The organism is Cellvibrio sp. PSBB006 (assembly GCF_002162135.1).
Taxonomy (GTDB): domain Bacteria; phylum Pseudomonadota; class Gammaproteobacteria; order Pseudomonadales; family Cellvibrionaceae; genus Cellvibrio.
Genome location: NZ_CP021382.1, coordinates 999,060 through 1,015,076, shown reverse-complemented (window position 1 = coordinate 1,015,076; position 16,017 = coordinate 999,060). Strand labels below are relative to the sequence as shown.

Below are 16,017 nucleotides of genomic sequence, written 5' to 3'. Positions count from 1 at the left end.
ATTTTTATATAGCTTAAAACATAAATCAATGTAATTAATTGATCTTTGTTGATTTGCTGTCATCTTTTATATAAAACATATTAAAAATCAATATGTTAATTGTATTGTCATTGCTCATGATAAGCGATCTTAAGATTTTTCTATAAAACATAGAAATATATGCTTTTAATAAATTAATCAGTGTTATATATTTGGTTGGAAGTGCAGTTGAAGCGATGGGTGGATTCTGTTCCTGCGTCTTTTATAAGAATAAAGCATCACTGGGTTGATATCTCGCCGCAAAAAAGCTAATGCATTCAAAATATAAATATTAGAAATGAAAATAATGAGGCTTAACTATGAATAAAAAATTGTTTGTCTTAAGTGCTCTCTTTTGTGCCGTACATACCTCTGCTGTCAATGCGGCGGAAGAGGTTGCCAACGGCAATCTTCAGGCAGGGGCCAAAGATGTTTCCGATCCTGCGGGTAGTCAACAAGTTGAAGAGGTAGTGGTTGTCGGATATAGCACGTCTAAAAAACAAGACATTACCGGTGCAGTGGCAAAAGTTGAGTTAGATGATGTTGTTGATAAATCCTCGGGTAACCTGATGCAAAATCTTCAGGGGCGTATTCCTGGAGTTCAAATTACAACCAACGGAAGCCCAAGTTCCAACGCCACTGTGCGTATCCGTGGTCAGGGGTTAGGTGTACTTGGTTACAATGATCCGCTCTATGTCATTGATGGCGTTCCGACCAACTCGGGTATGCATGAGCTTAATTCCAATGACATAGAATCGGTTTCTGTTTTGCGCGATGCTGCATCGGCCAGCATTTATGGAGCGCGTGCAGCCAACGGTGTAATTATTATTACTACCAAAAAAGGGCAACAAGGAACTCGATTTGATTTGAAGGTAAATCAATCCCATGAGGATTTTGATTACGACCTTAATCCATTAACCACTCAGCAACGCGCTGAGGTTGTTTGGCGCGCAGCAGTGAGCGATGGATCAAACCCCAATAACGCCAGCTCGCTCTATAGCTACGACTGGAACGGTGATTTCTCCAATCCTGAGCTTTATTCCATCATTCTTCCAACGTTCATTGATGGTGCGCAAACGATGCGTCCAGCGAACACCAACTGGTTTAACGAAGTAACACGCTCATCCACTACTGAAGATATTAATCTATCCCTTTCCAGTGCTGATGAGGACACACAAATCTTTGGTTCAGTTGGCTTCTTCAATCGTGAGGGTATTGTTGACGGTTCGAAATTTGAACGCTTGTCTGCGCGTCTGAACTCCGAGCAATTATTTTTGGATGGCAAGATTAAGGTCGGTGAAAACTTTACCATTACTAACCAAGAGCAAAATTTGGTTAATGATTTAGCTGGAAATATTTTGGGGTTGGCTATTGAACAGCAGTCAATCGTGCCGGTGCGTACAGAAGATGGCATGGGCTGGGGTGGTCCTGCAGCGGGTATCACTGACCGTGATAACCCGGTGCGGATTATTGCGATGAACCGTGATAATGTGAGTCGTTTTAACAAAATTCTGGGTAATATTTATATTGAGGCAAGCCCGGTTGATAATCTTGTTCTGCGTTCCAGTTACGGTATTAACTACGGCCAATTTAAATTTCGCAATTTCACCAAAGCGTTCACGGCGGGCAGCTTGCAATTTGATGATCGTTTGACTGTATCGGATGATTGGAATAAAAGCACCATCTGGTCAAGTACTGCGAAATACAGCTTTGTGCTTGGCGATCTGCATGGTTTTGATTTATTGATCGGAACCGAAACCGTCGATTTTGAAAGTGAATTTTTCAGCGGAACGGCATCTGGTTTTGCTTCGCAGGATCGTGATTATGCCTATCTTTCGCAGGGTACAAGTGGTGTTTCCACAGCCGGCTCAGGTACCGAATGGACTTTAAAATCCTACTTTACCAAGCTTGATTATGATTACGATGCTCGGTATCTGGCATCAGTGACAGTCCGTCGCGATGGCTCCTCGCGTTTTGGTGAGAACAATCAATGGGGTAATTTCCCTGCAATATCTGCCGGTTGGCGCATCAGTGAAGAATCTTTCTTTTCAATCGATGCCATTAATGAATTAAAGCTGCGTGCTAGCTGGGGGCAAAATGGAAATCAAGAGATCAATACGCGGGCTATTGCAACGATTTATGAGTCTCGCTATGCGACGCCCTCCCTATTTACCAATGAGCAAGACGAAGGAACTGCATATGATCTGCATGGGGTTGATCAGGGCGTTTTACCCTCCGGTTTTGCCAAAATTCAAACCGGCAACCCTGATTTAAAATGGGAAACATCTACCCAAACAAACTTTGGTGTGGATTTTGACCTGTTCAGTAGCCGGGTTTACGGTAGCATCGATTGGTTTGAAAAACGCACAGAAGATATTCTGACGACCACTCAACCACTTGCCGCAGAGGGCGAGGGTGCGCAGATGATTGTTAATGGCGGCACTATTGATAACACTGGCGTGGAATTAATGCTTGGTTACATTGATGAGTTCGACGTGTCCGGGCTCGGGGTCGTTGGGCTGGATATATCCGGCAACATTTCCACGGCAAAAAATAAGGTAGTGGATTTACCTGCGGCAGTCGTAAACTCATTTGGTGGTAACGGTCAGGATAAAACCATTCTGGGTGAATCGATTAACTCTGTTTACGGCTATGTCGCGGATGGACTCTTTCAGAGTCAGGAAGAAATAGATGATCACGCCCAGCAGGCTGGCGCTGGGTTAGGGCGCATACGCTATAAAGATCTGAATAATGATGGTGTCATTAATGATCAAGATCAGGACTTTTTTGCAACCACTGATCCCGATTTTATCTATGGCATGAATTTCAATGTGACCTACAAAAAGTGGGACTTCAATATGTTCTGGCAGGGGGTTCATGGTGGTCAAATTAAAAATCACTGGAGACTATTTACCGACTTTACCTCGCTAAACATTGGTTCAAACTACGGTGACAGAACATTGGATGCCTGGACACCTGAAAACAGTGAAACCGATGTGCCCGCATTGACTCTTATAGATAATAACAACGAGGGGCGTGAATCCAGTTTTTACTGGGAGTCAGCCTCCTATCTAAAATTAAGAAATCTTTCTATCGGTTATACCTTTGAGAATTTTGGTTTCGAAAGCGCACGTGTGTACTTGAATGCCGAGAATCTGATTACCATTACGCCCAGCGGCACTTTAAGCCAGGACCCGGAAGCACCGAATGGGGTATTCCCGATTCCGAGACGCATAACGCTCGGCGTTTCCATGAATTTCTAATCGCCCAATAAATTGATAAATATAGACGCGAATTTAAAGGATACACAACATGAAAATAAATATGCTAGCTCTATTTATGACAACACTGATATCGTTACCGGCGTTGATTAGTTGCGGGAGTGATGATCTTAGCAAGAATCAAAAAGGCACCTTGAGTGAGGAGCAAATTACCAGCAAGGAAAATCTCGATGGTTTGGTGACGGCTTCATACTCCTATTTGGGTAATGATCATTATACCGCACCTAACTTTTTATGGCCCACTGGCGATTTGCGTGCAGGGGATGCGCACAAAGGCGGCAATGGCCCAGGTGATATTTTTGCTTATCACGCGCTGTCTGTTTATACCGCGATTATTCCGGATATGGAATCTTATCCTCCAGATTTCGTGGATTTAAACAATAAAAAATGGGTACGCAACTATACCGGTATAGCGCGTGCGAATACTGCGCTAAAGGCTATTGCCAATGTGACTGAGATGGATTATCCCAATAAGAGCATTCGTGAGGCGGAGTTGAGGTTTATTCGTGCGATTTTCTATTTTGACTTAAAAATCCATCATAAGAGAGTTCCGTATATTGATGAAACTATGACAGCAGATGAGATTAAGGCTACCTCTAATATGGATTTAACTGATCAGCAGTTGTGGGACAAAATTGCTGAAGACTTTCGTTTTGCAGCGGTTAACCTTCCTGTTGAGCAGCCTGAAATAGGCCGTGCCAATCAATTGAGTGCCAAAGCGTATCTGGCAAAAACTTTGTTATATCAAGCCTACGAGCAGGACGACTTTAATAATGTCGTAAATATCAATCAGGCCAAGCTTGAGGAGGTTGTAACCTTGGTCGACGAGATTGAGCAGGAGAATAGGTACGATTTACTCGATAACTTTGGCTACAATTTTATGCATGAGTTTGAGAATAGTGAAGAATCAGTATTTGCGATACAGCGTTCCATGAATGATGGATCACCTGACGGGCGTGGTTCCTGGGCGTCGGCCCTGAACGCACCCTTGCAGGGTGGCTTTGGTTGTTGTGGATTCCATGTGCCAACTGAAAATTTCGTCAATGCATTTAAAACCGGTGAACAAGGCCTGCCTTTATTTGATAGCTATAACGATGTCAATTACGTGGTTGCCGATGACACAGTTGATCCACGTCTCGACCACACAGTCGCCATGCAGGGGAAGCCCTTTAAGTACGATCCTGCTCTGACGATTGACAACGCCAATGCCTGGGCGCGTGCACCCGCTATTTATGGAAACTTTATTTCGATGAAAGAGCTGGAACATCCTGACTGTGACTGTCGTTTCCAGAATGGTCCATTTCCAGTTTTTTCGATGAACACTGTATTAGTACGTTTTTCCGATGTACTTTTATGGAAAGCGGAAGCCTTGATTGAATTAGGCCGTGAAGATGAGGCGCTACCGATCATTAATCGAATCAGAACCCGTGCGGCAAACAGTACCGGTATGCTTAACAATGCCAGTAACTACAATATCGGTGTTTATTCTGGATTTGCGACACAGGAAGAGGCGAGAATAGCACTGCGGATGGAACGTCGTTTAGAACTGGGTCTCGAGGGGCATCGCTTTTTTGATTTGGTTCGCTGGGGGATAGCCAAAGAAACCATTGATGAATATCTCGCTGTTGAACGTACTCGTAAAGAGTATTTAATTGAAGCAGAATTTACTAAAGGACGGGATGAATATTTGCCTATTCCGCAATTACAAATTAATTTGAGCGGGGGGTTATACCAACAGTTGTCTGGATATTGATATTTGTCCATTGAGCTGGTTGTTCAGCAACCAAGCGCAAGGTTTAATTTAGATAATGAGGTTTACCCATGAAAAGAAATAAATTATCTGTGGGCCAAAAGTTTCTTCTGCTGTCGATTTCGCTAACGTTAATTACATCCGCGATGACGGTTGTAGCTGAAGAGATATACCACGAGAAGCACCGCCCCCAGTTTCACTATTCACCCCACCAACAGTGGATGAATGACCCTAACGGTATGGTGTACTACGAGGGTGAATATCACCTTTTTTATCAATACAATCCCTATAATAATATTTGGGGGCCTATGCATTGGGGGCATGCTGTAAGTAAAAACATGCTTAATTGGGAGGAATTGCCGATTGCATTGTTTCCCGATAATCATGGCGCAATTTTTTCAGGCAGTGCTGTGATTGATTGGAAAAATACCAGTGGGTTCGGCACAACAAAGAATCCACCTATGGTAGCAATCTTTACTTATCACGATCATCTGGCTGAGAATCTGAAGCAGAAAACCTACCAAACCCAGGGGCTTGCCTATAGTTTAGATAAGGGGCGTAGCTGGACGAAGTATGAGGGTAATCCAGTGTTAACCAGCCCCGACATTCCTGACTTTCGCGATCCCAAAGTTAGTTGGTACGAGCCGGGTAAAAAATGGATTATGACGCTGGCAGTAAAGGATCGGATTAGCTTTTATTCGTCCAAAAATCTTAAAAATTGGACACATGAAAGTGATTTTGGGCAAGGTATTGGTGGTCATGGTGGTGTATGGGAATGCCCTGACTTGATAAAAATGAAAGTCAAAGGTACTGATGAGGAAAAGTATGTATTACTGGTAAGTATTAATCCCGGCGGCCCGAATGGGGGGTCGGGAACCCAATATTTTGTAGGCGATTTCGATGGCAAGGAATTTGTCCTTGAAACCGGGTTTTCAGAGTTGCTTGCCAGTGATGTAGATACTTCGCCAGAATTGATCAAGGATGGCATTTGGTTGGACTACGGTACCGATAACTATGCAGGTGTAACTTGGGCAGATGTTCCCGCGACTGATGAGCGAAAGCTTTTTATTGGCTGGATGAATAACTGGCAGTATGCGAACAAGTTGCCGACAAACCGCTGGCGCGGTGCAATGACTATTCCCCGGGAATTGCAATTGGTGAAGGCCAAACAGGGATATCGTGTTTATTCTGTACCAGTAGCGGAAATCGAGAATCAGCATGAATTACTCGAATCCAACGAAAATCTGGTAGTTAAAAAGCATTTGGATGTAACCAAAGCTTTGGGGCTGGACACTGTTACTCAACGCACGACATTAAGTGTGGATCTACAGAAGGCTAAGGTGCTGCGTGTAATCGTCGAGAATGATAAGGATAGATTGATTTTCACTATTGATCGAAATAAAAAGCAATTTCAGCTAGATCGTTCAGCTTCCGGTATCGTCGATTTTGATTCGATGTTTAGCCAAATACAGCTGGCACCGTTAGTGGACGATGTTGGGATGTTCACCATGGATTTTTTTGTTGACGAATCGTCCATAGAGATCTTTGTAAACAATGGACAAACCGTATTCACCAGTTTGTTATTTCCGGAGTCACCCTATCAGCGAGTTCTACTGGAAACGGATGATACGGTATTGCTCAAATCGGCTGTTGGATACGGTATTGAACCACTCTGGATAAAGTAATTTGGTTGGGTGTTACTGTAAAACTTTCTACGCCTCGACACAGACCGTGTGTTCGAGGCTTTTTTGCTTTCCATCCGAGTGAGCGATAGGCTATGGTAATGTGATTTAGTCTACTGCGGACAAAACAAATGACGCAAACCCTTACTCCCATGCGCCCCCGTATTGTGCTTGCCGACTCCCTGCGCGGTTTTGCCTTGATGGGGCTCTATATTGTGCACATGGTGGAATACTTTGAACTCTACTGGTACAAGCCGGAGCCGGGTTGGGTGCATAACCTGATCTTTTTCCTGTTCGGCGGCAAAGCCTACGGTCTGTTTGCACTGCTGTTCGGTTTATCGTTTTTTATTATTCTGGATAATTACCAGCGTCGCGGGCAGGATTTCCGGTTACGTTTTTGTTGGCGTCTCACCGTGTTGTTGGTGTTCGGGTATTTACACAGTTTGTTATATGCCGGGGATATTTTGCAGTTGCTGGCGCTGTGCGGATTTTTACTGGTGCTGAGCCACCATCTTTCCACCCGCTGGTTGATAGGGTTTTCCGCATTTTTTCTGATTCAGATCCCGCAGATCATTTTAATTATCTTGTATAGCATCGTGCCCGAGTGGTCTTATCCGGGACCGAGATTTCCCGGTTTGATGATGGCTAATTTTGAGGTCTTTGCTCATGCAGATCTGCCCGGCCTGTTGCGTCATAACCTGATGGAAGGGCAATGGGGTAAATGGGCTTTCTTTCTCGAAACTGGTCGCTTGTGGAATATTATCGGTTTGATGTTTGTCGGGGCCGTGTTGGGCAGAAGCGGATTTTTCGAGAAGACTGATTTCAAGGCAACACGGCTGATGATTTATCTAATGGCGGCCGTGGCCAGCTATCTTGTTTTATGGGCGCTCAAGGGCGGCGTGATCAATCTTGCCCCAGATGGTATGCCGCGCTGGGCTGCAGGTCAGGTATTTACCTACTACGAAAACCTTGCGCTTATAGCCGCCGGTGTTTTCCTGTTTACCCTGTTGTTTAATGCCACTTTTTCTCGCCGACTACTGATGTGTTTTGCACCAGCCGGTCGCTTAACCTTAACGTTTTATATTGCGCAAAGCCTGGTGTTTGTACCGGTTTATTACGGTTTCGGCTTGGCGGCTTATAGCTTTATGGGACAAGTCCCCAGTTTATTACTCGGCGTTGCCTGCTGGTTAATTCAAATGGTGTTGGCATGGTTTTGGTTGAGGAATTTCCGTTACGGGCCACTTGAATGGGTATGGCGGAAGCTGACGTTTATTGGATTTAATTCTGTCCGTACGAATTGATCATCCCTATAAAAAAGCCGGCGGTAAGCACCGGCTTTTTCACTTCATCGTGTTACTGTAAATTCGGCGTAGTCCAATTAATCCAGCGCGCGCGATCCACACTGAAGTTGCCATCGGTACGCACCACATTGGTATTGCCGTTGCCTGTGCCTATCAGGAATTTATCCACAAAGGCGTTCACTTCCGGCTGTTGCGAAGATGGGAATGAACAGTGTTGATGTCCGCCAACTTGCGATACACCCATGCGATCCGCAATACCCAAACCGGTCCAGATTTCCCTCGCTACGACAGAAGCCGTGTAGGTACTGACGTTGCCCAGCCATTCCATATCGGTATTTTCAATCACCAGCAACGCGCGTGGCGCAACGAGTCCCATCACCTGGTGATGATCAAACGGTAGACGGGTTGCCGTGGAAGAGAATTGTGAGAAGGAGCTTCTGAACCATACATTCTCGGTCACGATCTGGCTGAGGGTTTGCACATTTTGTCCCGCTGAACGTTGCGCATCGGATACACGCCAGGCGGCTGAGCCGCCGGAGCCGCTTTCTTGCGGAATGGTCAACAAAATACGCTCATCCAACGCACCCACAATCAATGCGCCTTTGCCATTGCGTGAACAGCCGGTCACACCTAAACGCTCCGCATCGATATTTGCGCCCGGTGTTTTTTCCAGTGCATCAATCAAACGGCTCACGCCCCAGGCCCATGCCGTCATCGCACCCGCACCATGGTTGCTGCCGTAGAGCGTGTAGAACTTGCCGCGCCCGCGCGAACTGCCATTGGTTTGTTCGGCAATGTCATTGTTGGGGAAATTAATCACCGCCACACCGCGGCTGAGCAACGCAGAATTATTCAGGTTGGAACCGCCGATACCGATTACCGCAGGGTAGGGCGCGCTGCCGGTTGTAGGTAACTGGATGCTGGCGTTAAACGAAATGGATTGGCCGTTCGCCTGAACATTCACGGTGATGCTGGAACCGCTGGCGGAGGCCGTAACGTTAGCCGTGGACGGATCAGGTTTTTCACCCAGCTCATAAAATTGCGCTTGCTTGCTGACTTCTGCGCGGCGACAGGTCCAATCGTAGCGGCTGCCAATGCGCGAGCCATCCAACGAGCGGAATGGATCGGGAAGTGCAGCGTTTGCTGTCAGGTTAGCGTAACTCGGTAAGCCAGGTACAAAACACCCTGCACCGGAATTCTCGACGCCCGCAGGTTCCAACGGATCGGATTGCGAACTGCTGGATGAACTGGATGCGACCGAAGAGCTGGGCGCAACGGATGAACTGCCCGGTTGGCTTGACGCCACAGAACTGCTGGATGCACTCGACGGACAGGTACTATTGCCGACGATGCCATAGGGCGACGGTTGGCTGTTGCAGGTTGTGCGTGAGATGCAGCTTTGCTGGTTTTCCCAGCCCCAACCACTTTGTGTCGTAACGCACAAAGGATAATTCGTCCCATACCAATTGCATTGCTGACCGGTACTGACGCAGGCACTCGATGCTGTGGATGAAACCGATGTAGCCGATGAACTTGCTGGCGCACCAACAGTGCCGAACGAAATGTATCCGCCGCAATACATCCACTCGCTGTAGCTACCCAGACCGCAGCCACCGTTGTAAGAACCGGTATTGGTTTGTTGATCTTCCGCCTGGCGGGTCGAGCCGTTAACGCTGATGTAATCCACGCGCACGTCGCGGCCGCTGGCATCGTTGGTAAAGACTACCCGAATTTCACCGGATAAATTGATCGTAGCGGTATAACTCGCCATGGACGTACTGAGTGTCCAGGTATTAACGGTGGTGCCGCCAACTTGTAATGACACAGACTCTGACCCGGCCGTTCCTTGCATGCGTACTTCAATACTGTTGCCTTGCGCACAGGCTCCTGTGCTCACTGTCAGGGTGAGAAGAAAACTGATAAATAACGATAGAGGGTTTTTGAATAGAACGACAACCTGCTGGATGCTCATAGGGGTAATCTCCATTTTATTTTTATCGCTGGATAGATGATCAGCGTCGACTGAGGGCAAGTTTAACAGCGCCGCGCGTATCATCCGCTTATGAACGCCTGCTTGAATACAAGTATACAGGTGGCCGGAATAATGGAACAAAAGGCCATCATTGGCAAACGAAAAGAGCCAGGTTTTTCCCTGTGCGGTAAAGTACGACGTGAAACACTGAAAAAAGCGACAAAATGTTTTGCAGGCTAAAAAACATTAAGAAATAAAAACAAACGAGCCGGTTAAACCTGACTTGAAAATCCCTATCGGCTATTTAACTCGCTGATTTGGGTGTCGAAAGTTAACAAACCAGAACAGCATCACACCGGCTTTTTCAGATTGCTCTATACACTCAGCCGTCTATCAATATGTACAGGGGCTGTTTATGAATAATGTATTGCGTCAGTGGATCGGTTGTGTTGGCGGACTGAGTTTGGCTCTTACGCTAAGTTTGTCCGCTTCGGCAGGTGCTGCAACCATTGCGATTGATGTCAGCAACACGGTGGGTATACCAGGGCAGGATTCGCGTAACGGAACGGTGGTTGCGGATGGAGCAAACCTGATCGTCACGGGTAATCGTTGGCGAGCCACCAGCACCACCTACAACATCACACCAGACACGGTATTGGCGTTTGATTTCATGAGCACGGAAGAGGGAGAAATTCACGCGATTGGGTTGCAAGAAACCCTGGCTTACAGCCCGGATAATCTTTTTCAATTGTATGGCTCTCAGCCATACGGTATGACCAGTCAGGGCACCTATACATTGCCGGGGCAATATCAAACTTTTCAGATTCCGGTTGGCCAGTATTACACCGGCAATAATTTGCGAATGGTATTCGTCAGCGATAAAGACACGGCTGGCAAAACCAACAACAGCCATTACCGCAACCTGCGCCTGATTACACCGGATGAAACCACCGGGCCAGATATTGTTGGCAATTGTTCATTGAATGAAACCGAGTTGGCGTTGATCAATGCACACAACGCAGCGCGTGCGGTGGGGCGCAGTTGCGGTAATACCTGGTACAACCCGGCACCGGCATTGCGGTGGGATTGTCGCCTGGGGCAGGCTAGCCACGTTCATTCCACAGACATGGCAACCAATAATTTCTTTAGCCACACAGGTTCTGATGGTTCGTCTCCATTTGATCGTATGCGCCGTGAGGGCTACCAATTTCGTACCGCCGGTGAAAATATCGGTGCGGGTTACCGCACGGTTGAGACGGCCGTGAACGGTTGGTTAAACAGTGCAGGGCATTGCTCCAACATCATGAATCCAAACTTCCAGGATATGGGCGCGGCCAGAGTGGACTCTGCCAATTCGACCTATCGGATTTATTGGACTGCGGGCTTCGGAACAAGTCGTTAGTCTTGTAGATATCAAATAAATTGTCCTCATAAAAAACGCGCGCGGATGTGTTATCCGCGCGCGTTTTTTTATGAATCGGTATGCCCGGATTGATCTCTCGTGTGAGGTCGCCAGCGTTTCAACAACAATGCGTTCATGACCACGCTGACACTGCTGAACGCCATGGCTGCTCCGGCTATGATCGGGCTTAAAAAACCCATAGCGGCGAGTGGAATTCCAATCAGGTTATAGATAAACGCCCAGAATAAATTTTGGCGAATCTTGTTATAAGTGCGTTGTGAAATATCAATGGCATCGACAACCAGCGCCGGATCACCGCGCATTAATGTAATGCCCGCAGTGTGCATAGCGACATCCGTTCCGGTTGCCATGGCGATACCGACATCTGCAGCGGCTAATGCCGGTGCATCATTAATGCCATCACCTACCATGGCAACCGATGCATATCGTTGTTTGAGTTCAGCTACCGCATGGGCTTTGTCGGCGGGCAAGACATTGGCAAAAACCTGTTGAATTCCCAGTGCCTTTGCGACGGCATCGGCGCTGCCTTGGTTGTCACCAGTGATCATCACGGTATTGATGCCGCGCTGATGTAATTGTTTGATGGCTACTGCTGCGCTGGGCTTAATCTGATCGCCAAAAGCTAACAAACCGAGCAATTGTTTATCTTCTTGCTTGCCATCGTTTCCGTTACGCGCCAACCAGGAAATGGTATTTCCCCGGCTTTCCAATAATCTTGCCTGCGCCGCCAAAGGAGACAAATCAATTGATAATTCCTCCATCAAACGGGTGTTGCCAAGATAATACTGAACACCCTCTACAATGGCAGCGGTGCCGCGGCCGGGCAGGGCTTTGGATTGTTCGCTTGCGGGCGCAATCAGGTGTTGTTGCTGGGCCAGGGCAATGACGGCCCGCGCCAGGGGATGCTCGCTGCCTGCTTGCACGGCTGCGGCAATACGCAAGATAGATTGTTGATCCTGATTCACCGCAAGATGTTCGACCAACACCGGTTTACCCTGTGTGAGCGTGCCGGTTTTATCGAATAACACGGTTGTAATGCGGTGAGCGACTTCCAGAGCTTCGGCATCTTTAATCAGAATTCCCTGCTGCGCTGCGACACCGGTTCCCGCCATGATGGCGGTAGGTGTTGCAAGCCCTAATGCACAGGGGCAGGCAATTACCAGCACAGCGACGGCGTTGATGATGGCCTGCTGCACATCGCCACCGAACCACCACCAACCGATAAACGTACTCAAGGCAATTATTAGAACTACAGGCACAAATACGGCGCTGACTTTATCAACCAAACGTTGAATCGGTGCTTTGGCGATTTGTGCATCCTCTACCAAACGAATGATGCGCGCGAGCGTCGTTTCGGTGCCGACCGCCAGCGTCTTGATAACCAGCAATCCCTCGGCATTAATAGAGCCACCGGTCACTTTATCGTGTACCTGTTTTGTTACCGGCAGGCTTTCACCTGTTACCAGGGATTCATCGGCATGGCTGCTACCTTCGACAACCACGCCATCAACCGGAATACGTTCGCCGGGTTTGACGATAATCAGGTCGTTGACTCGAACTTGTTCGATGGGAATTTCTTTTTCCTGTTGATGACAACGAATGCGCGCTGTAGCAGGGCGTAATGCTTGCAAGGCTTGAATGGCGGCGGTGGTTTGGCGCTTGGCGCGACCCTCCAGCCATTTGCCCAACAATACCAGGGTAATAACCACCGCTGAGGCTTCAAAATAATAATGGGCAGCGTGGCCCGTATGGCGAATTAATTCGTACACACTCAGTCCATAACCGGCACTGGTACCGAGCGCGACCAATAAATCCATGTTGCCGGTTTTTGCTTTTAGTGCGCTCCAGCCTGCGCGATAAAAACGCGCACCCAACCAGAATTGCACCGGCGTTGCGAGGAAAAATTGAATCCAGCCCGGCAACATCCAATGAACACCAAAAATGGACAACACCATGGGCACCACGAGAGGCAAGGATAAGATCACCGCAATAACAACCGCACGCGCTTCGCGGTCAGTTTGCTGTTGTTTATTGTTTTCGTGTTGTGCAACCGGAACGGGAGCGGGCAGAGATGCGTGATAACCCGCCGCCTCAACGGCATGAATTAATTCGCTTGCTGCCGTAGCCCCCTGAATAAAATCAATATGGGCTTTTTCGGTTGCCAAATTTACCGTTGCGTTGACGACGCCTTCCGCGTTTTGCAATGCTTTTTCAACACGTCCGGCACAGGATGCGCAGCTCATTCCCTGAATGGATAGATCAAGCGATTGGGTTGGTGAAGAGGTAATAGGGCTGTTCATCGTGACCTCCAGAAGAAACTCGACCTTTCGATGAAACCAGTATTCCGCTTCCAGTGACTGGAAGGTCAAGCCCTATTTCTGGCAATGTTGTGCGAAACCATTCCGCTGATACGGCTACTGCGTTTTTTCCGGTGACGGCTCGGGTGCAGGTGCGGGCGAAACTGCCGTTACTTGCAGGCGGCGAACTTTTCCCCCCGGAATTGGCCAATCAATCTTTCCGCCCACACGCAAACCAATAAGCGCGGTACCGATTGGCGTCAGGATAGAGATTTTCATATCTTCCACTTTGGCATCCGATGGATAAACCAAACTGATACGGGTTTCTTCACCAGAGTCGAGATCAATAAATGTCACAGAAGAATTCATGGCAACAATATTTTCGGGTAGCGCCTCGACAATATCGGCACGCCCCATCTCATCCTCCAGTGCTTCGGCAGCGGGGGTATTGGCTTTTTCACAAAGAGACAACAAATGTTGGTAATCGAATTCGGAAATAATAATAGAACTGTTATGGCTGACAGACATGAGTACACCTCAATAGCTATGACGACATGCAAAAACACCCTCGTCAACAGAGGGTGAGTTAAATTAAAAAGCGCAGAATAAAAAGAAGTGTTACGGCGATTAAGCGTAACGGTGCTTAATCGCCGATAGAGAGGAAGGTGTGAATAGTGGTGTGAGGAAAATTATTCATGGGCCAACCATACACCGGACCCAAAAACTTGGCAAGTTGCAGATCCTTCCGCACCGTGGCTTTTCAGAAGTCCGGCAACTCATCCAGCGTAATCACGTTGTCATGGTTATACACCTTGAGCTTGTGTGCGTTGGTGTTGTAGTACTCGCCGGTCCAGAAATTATTGGAGCTGGTTACGCCGGCATCCGTATTGCTGTCATTCCATACCATAAACCACAACCACCAGGCGCCGTCTTCAGCAATATTATCCGGGCCGGGGATATTGCTGTTTTCACTGAGCGCTACCAGTTTGCTTTGCAACGGAAAGGCTTTGACCGCATTGTAGGTATCGATTTGTGACTCGTAATTTTGCTCACCGTCATAAATGTCCTGGCTGACGATATCGACATAAGCATCGCCTGGATACCAACCCGCGCTTTGGCCATTCCACACCCACAGCAAATTGGTTAAGCCGTGGTGATTCACCATCCGCTCATAAATATATCGCCACAACACAACCTGCGCGTAAGCGGGAGAGATACCATCCGAGCGTGAGCGACCCCACCAGAACCAGCCGCCGGAGGCTTCGTGCAGCGGGCGCCATAACACCACAACACCGGCATCTTGCAGGGTTTGTAATTCAGCGGCGATGCTGTCGATATCCGCTTGCATCCTGGTGAAGTTGGGATCTTGCGTATTCAATTGCCCGTCAGCGATTGGAATCTGAAAATCCGTTTCCGCTGAATAAAACGCGCTGGTCGTGTCGCTCGGGTCGCGCCAGTGCCAGGCAAATGAAACCAGGCCACCGCGATCCCAGTGTTCAATCGCCTCTTCGGTTTGTTGCAAACCATCGCCGCTGGTGAAGGCGTAATTCATAAAGTCATAGCCCATGATGGCCGGTGCTTTACCGGTATCGTCCAGCACCCGTTGATACATATCGATGCTGTCTTGCCAGGTTAAATCCTGCTGGCCAGAAAGGGTTTTGGTACCCCACACGGAACGGAAGTAGTCGTAAACCGCTTCAGCTTTTTCCGATGAAGCAGGATTGCTCAGGTCTTCGGCCATGGCTGTTTGCGTCGCGCTGCGATTGGCCGGGCAGAAGCTCTGGGAAACACAGACGGCGCCAGCTTCATAGCCCCAGCTGGTGTTGTCCACGGTGCAATATTGCCAGCTAAGCGTACCAATGATGCAGCCTTCGAAGTCGCCTTTGTCCGGGTCAGCCACCGAATTGCGGACTACGCAGCTTGCTTCTTTCTCCCACCCCCAACCATCGCCATCCGGGTCTTCTCCGGCGGATGTACAGTAAATCGTGCCGTTTGAAGCATGGGTAGGCAGTGATGAACTGCTGCTGGAGGACGGGGAAGGGGTGCTGGTGGAACTTACACTGCTTGAAGTCGCAAGACTGGAAGCGGGTTGGCTCGATGAGCTGGCCGGTGTGGATGAACTGGTTGCTGTACTGGATGGGTTGCCGCCGGAATCGGAGCCTCCGCTGCCAGCGCAGGCCGAGAGAATCAAGGTAAAACCAAGGCCAAATAAGCTGGTCTTGAGGTGCGTCAAGGGAATCATAAGCGCTCCAGGTTATGTTTATTATCTGGTATAGGAATCGTTGCACCGACA

9 protein-coding genes are annotated in these 16,017 nt (G+C 48.1%); 5 read left to right on the top strand and 4 right to left on the bottom strand.

All coding sequences use genetic code 11. The annotated features are described in order from the left end of the window. Window positions 1–338: 338 nt before the first annotated feature. The 4 genes from CBR65_RS04175 (at window position 339) to CBR65_RS04160 (ending at window position 8,032) form a co-directional block, all read left to right on the top strand. A complete protein-coding gene (locus CBR65_RS04175) occupies window positions 339–3,281 on the top strand; it encodes a SusC/RagA family TonB-linked outer membrane protein (protein ID WP_087465689.1) in 2,943 nt (980 codons plus the stop codon). A 49-nt stretch (window positions 3,282–3,330) separates the two neighbouring features. After that, on the top strand, window positions 3,331–5,052 hold the full coding sequence (locus CBR65_RS04170; protein WP_087465688.1) for a RagB/SusD family nutrient uptake outer membrane protein: 1,722 nt from the start codon (window positions 3,331–3,333) through the stop codon (window positions 5,050–5,052). A gap of 68 nt (window positions 5,053–5,120) precedes the next feature. Further along, window positions 5,121–6,734, top strand: coding sequence for a glycoside hydrolase family 32 protein (locus tag CBR65_RS04165; protein WP_087465687.1), 1,614 nt, complete (start codon window positions 5,121–5,123; stop codon window positions 6,732–6,734). A gap of 128 nt (window positions 6,735–6,862) precedes the next feature. Then, window positions 6,863–8,032, top strand: a complete 1,170-nt coding sequence (locus CBR65_RS04160) for a DUF418 domain-containing protein (protein ID WP_087465686.1) — start codon at window positions 6,863–6,865, stop codon at window positions 8,030–8,032. A 52-nt stretch (window positions 8,033–8,084) separates the two neighbouring features. On the opposite strand, the gene CBR65_RS04155 is transcribed toward CBR65_RS04160, so the two are convergent. Continuing rightward, a complete protein-coding gene (locus CBR65_RS04155; RefSeq protein ID WP_198300874.1) occupies window positions 8,085–10,004 on the bottom strand; it encodes a carbohydrate-binding domain-containing protein in 1,920 nt (639 codons plus the stop codon). A gap of 415 nt (window positions 10,005–10,419) precedes the next feature. Here CBR65_RS04155 and CBR65_RS22225 point away from each other — a divergent pair, with 415 nt between their 5' ends. Further along, window positions 10,420–11,406 (top strand): CAP domain-containing protein, encoded by a 987-nt coding sequence (locus tag CBR65_RS22225; RefSeq protein ID WP_198300873.1) that lies wholly within the window; start codon window positions 10,420–10,422, stop codon window positions 11,404–11,406. A gap of 68 nt (window positions 11,407–11,474) precedes the next feature. On the opposite strand, the gene CBR65_RS04145 is transcribed toward CBR65_RS22225, so the two are convergent. From CBR65_RS04145 to CBR65_RS04135, 3 genes are all read right to left on the bottom strand, one after another. Next, complete coding sequence (locus CBR65_RS04145) at window positions 11,475–13,727, bottom strand: cation-translocating P-type ATPase (RefSeq protein WP_198300872.1); 2,253 nt, start codon at window positions 13,725–13,727, stop codon at window positions 11,475–11,477. A gap of 114 nt (window positions 13,728–13,841) precedes the next feature. Next, window positions 13,842–14,252, bottom strand: a complete 411-nt coding sequence (rnk, locus tag CBR65_RS04140; protein WP_087465684.1) for a nucleoside diphosphate kinase regulator — start codon at window positions 14,250–14,252, stop codon at window positions 13,842–13,844. Between the two features lie 232 nt (window positions 14,253–14,484). Next, window positions 14,485–15,966 carry a glycosyl hydrolase gene (locus CBR65_RS04135; RefSeq protein WP_087465683.1) on the bottom strand — a complete coding sequence of 494 codons (1,482 nt, stop codon included), beginning with the start codon at window positions 15,964–15,966 and terminating at the stop codon, window positions 14,485–14,487. Between the last annotated feature and the right edge of the window lie 51 nt (window positions 15,967–16,017).

What these genes read in the sequence shown, in the direction of transcription:
- CBR65_RS04145 (WP_198300872.1), bottom strand. Translation starts at nt 13,727, where the DNA reads ATGAACAGCCCTATTACCTCTTCACCAACCCAATCGCTTGATCTATCC.
- CBR65_RS22225 (WP_198300873.1), top strand. Translation starts at nt 10,420, where the DNA reads ATGAATAATGTATTGCGTCAGTGGATCGGTTGTGTTGGCGGACTGAGT.
- CBR65_RS04170 (WP_087465688.1), top strand. Translation starts at nt 3,331, where the DNA reads ATGAAAATAAATATGCTAGCTCTATTTATGACAACACTGATATCGTTA.
- CBR65_RS04175 (WP_087465689.1), top strand. Translation starts at nt 339, where the DNA reads ATGAATAAAAAATTGTTTGTCTTAAGTGCTCTCTTTTGTGCCGTACAT.
- CBR65_RS04155 (WP_198300874.1), bottom strand. Translation starts at nt 10,004, where the DNA reads ATGAGCATCCAGCAGGTTGTCGTTCTATTCAAAAACCCTCTATCGTTA.
- CBR65_RS04160 (WP_087465686.1), top strand. Translation starts at nt 6,863, where the DNA reads ATGACGCAAACCCTTACTCCCATGCGCCCCCGTATTGTGCTTGCCGAC.
- CBR65_RS04165 (WP_087465687.1), top strand. Translation starts at nt 5,121, where the DNA reads ATGAAAAGAAATAAATTATCTGTGGGCCAAAAGTTTCTTCTGCTGTCG.
- rnk (WP_087465684.1), bottom strand. Translation starts at nt 14,252, where the DNA reads ATGTCTGTCAGCCATAACAGTTCTATTATTATTTCCGAATTCGATTAC.
- CBR65_RS04135 (WP_087465683.1), bottom strand. Translation starts at nt 15,966, where the DNA reads ATGATTCCCTTGACGCACCTCAAGACCAGCTTATTTGGCCTTGGTTTT.